The following is a 2,294-nucleotide window of genomic DNA, read 5'->3' as shown; positions in this document are numbered from 1 at the left end:
GAAAAACGAATCCAAGTCAGACCATTTCAAATGGTTCGATGTCTGCCCGGATGCGACACATCTGGTGTGTCCATCCTCGCAGTATCCGGTTCTCAAGGTGCACGCCTGCGCCGGTTCCCGGTCCGACCGGGCCGCGCGGCAAGGAGATATATTGCCAGACCGGAGGGGCCCGCGGGGCGGGAATCTGGTTGCACACAACTCCTACACAGTTTGGGATTCTCAGCTGTATTTAGCAGTAATAGAGAGGGGACCTCGTTTCCGAGATCCCCTTTTTCGTCTATCTATAGAAATAGGCTTTCAAAGCCTTAGGCCAACAGCTTGCGACCTGACTCCTCAATCGCGTCAAGTGCTGCATCAGCCTCGGCGGCATCCGCGCCCTTAGCGAAGATGTACAGCTTGATCTTGGGCTCGGTGCCGGACGGACGGACAATGCCCTTGTTGCCGCCCTCAAGATCGAACTCGATCACGTTGGCCTTGGGCAGACCGTTAACGCACGTGTTGTAATCCACGACGGCCTCGATCTTGGAGCCTGCGAGCTCCGCGGGCGGGTTCTCGCGCAGGTCAGCCATGATGCCGGCCATCTTTGCCGCACCCTCAGCGCCCGGATAGCTCAGCGAAATCGTCTTGTTGTGATAGTAGCCGTACTTCTCGTACAGCTCGTGCATCGCATCGGCAAGGTTCTTGCCCTGGAGCTTGTAATACTGCGCCATCTGGCAAATCAGAAGCGAAGTGCTCACGGCGTCCTTGTCGCGCACGTGGTCGCCGGCCAGATAACCGTAGCTCTCCTCGAAACCGAAGATAAAGCGATCGACTTCACCAGCATCGGAAAGCGAGGTAATGATGTCACCGATGTACTTGAAGCCCGTCAGGCAGCGACGGAGCTCAAAGCCATACTCCTCGGCCAGAGCATCGACCATGGCGGAAGAAACAATGGTAGTAACCGCGACCTTCTTGGTGAGATCCTCGCCGCGGGCGGCACGGGTCTTGCAGATATAGTCGAGCAGCAGAACGCCCATCTCATTGCCGGTCAGCAGCAGATAGTCATCACCATTCTTAACAGCAACGCCAACACGGTCGGCGTCAGGATCGGTTGCAAGCAGCAGATCGGGGTGAACCTGCTCGCACAGGTCGATTCCCTTCTGCATGGCCTGACGGATCTCGGGGTTAGGATACGGGCAGGTCGGGAAATCGCCGTTCGGGTCCTTCTGCTCGGGAACAACCGTGACATCGGTGATGCCGGCGCGCTCGAGCACCGTCGTGACGGGAATGAGGCCAGTGCCGTTGAGCGGAGTGTAGACGAGCTTAAGCGGAGCGCCAGCGATCTCCTCGGCAGAAAGGTTGGTCACGCCGCGCGCAAGAACGGCGTCGTAATAACGCTCGAGGCACGAGTCATCGATCCATTTGACCAGACCCTGCTCAAGAGCCTCATCGAAGTCCATGGACTTCACGCCGGTGAACGTATCGGTCTCGGCGATAGCCTTAGAAATTGCATCGGCGGCCTCGCTAGTGATCTGGCAGCCGTCGGGGCCATATGCCTTATAGCCGTTATAGGGCGCAGGGTTATGACTAGCGGTCATGCAAATGCCACCGGAGCACTTAAGGTCGCGGACGGCCCAGGAAAGCGTCGGCACGGGAGAAATCTTAGGGTACACGAGAGCAGTCACGCCGTTTGCTGCAAGAATGGCAGCAGTCGTCTTGACGAACAATTCGCCCTTATTGCGGCTGTCGCGAGCAATGGCAACCGTCGGATGCTCAAAAGTCGCATTGAGATAGTCGGCGAAGCCCTGCGTTGCACGGCCGACCGTATAGATATTCATACGGTTAGTGCCAGCACCGATCGTGCCGCGAAGGCCGGCGGTGCCGAAGGCAAGATCCTGGAAGAAGGCATCGGTGATGGCGTCCTCGTCACCCTGCTCCTTCATCGTGTTGAGCTCGGTCAGCAGCTCATCATCCTTGACATTGGCAATCCAAGTATCAAGCAGCTCGTGAACATCTGCCATGTGCGTCCTTCCTTCATAATCAATAAAACGGCCCGCCTAAAACAGGTCAAGCGCAGTATCACGCTTAAGTAGATAGTAATCCATTGAGTGCGTGAGACTGTCAGGAGAACGGTGAACGTCTGAATAAGACGGCAGATGATATCGTTGTAAAAATTGTCATTTAGTTAAATTGCCTGAGAAACGAAAAAGGGGGAGGCCGCGAGGCCTCCCCCTTCTCAGTCCAATCGCACGGCTCGGTGCCGTCCACCGGTCAGCGGCGCCCTGGCCTCCCACGGGCTGGCCCCGCAGTACTCT

General features: G+C 57.1%; 1 protein-coding gene. It reads right to left on the bottom strand.

The genetic code is table 11. From position 1 onward, the window contains the following. Positions 1-305 precede the first annotated feature (305 nt). A complete protein-coding gene (locus tag ACTQXM_RS08890; RefSeq protein WP_441064273.1) occupies positions 306-2,000 on the bottom strand; it encodes a phospho-sugar mutase in 1,695 nt (564 codons plus the stop codon). Between the last annotated feature and the right edge of the window lie 294 nt (positions 2,001-2,294).

The organism is Collinsella sp. LCP19S3_D3 (assembly GCF_052121455.1).
In the GTDB taxonomy this organism is placed as follows: domain Bacteria; phylum Actinomycetota; class Coriobacteriia; order Coriobacteriales; family Coriobacteriaceae; genus Collinsella.
Note: the sequence above shows the minus strand (reverse complement) of the source record. Positions and strands in the feature narration are given on the sequence as shown.

Excerpts from the sequence above, each read along its gene's own strand:
- ACTQXM_RS08890 (WP_441064273.1), bottom strand. The coding sequence starts at position 2,000 with ATGGCAGATGTTCACGAGCTGCTTGATACTTGGATTGCCAATGTCAAG.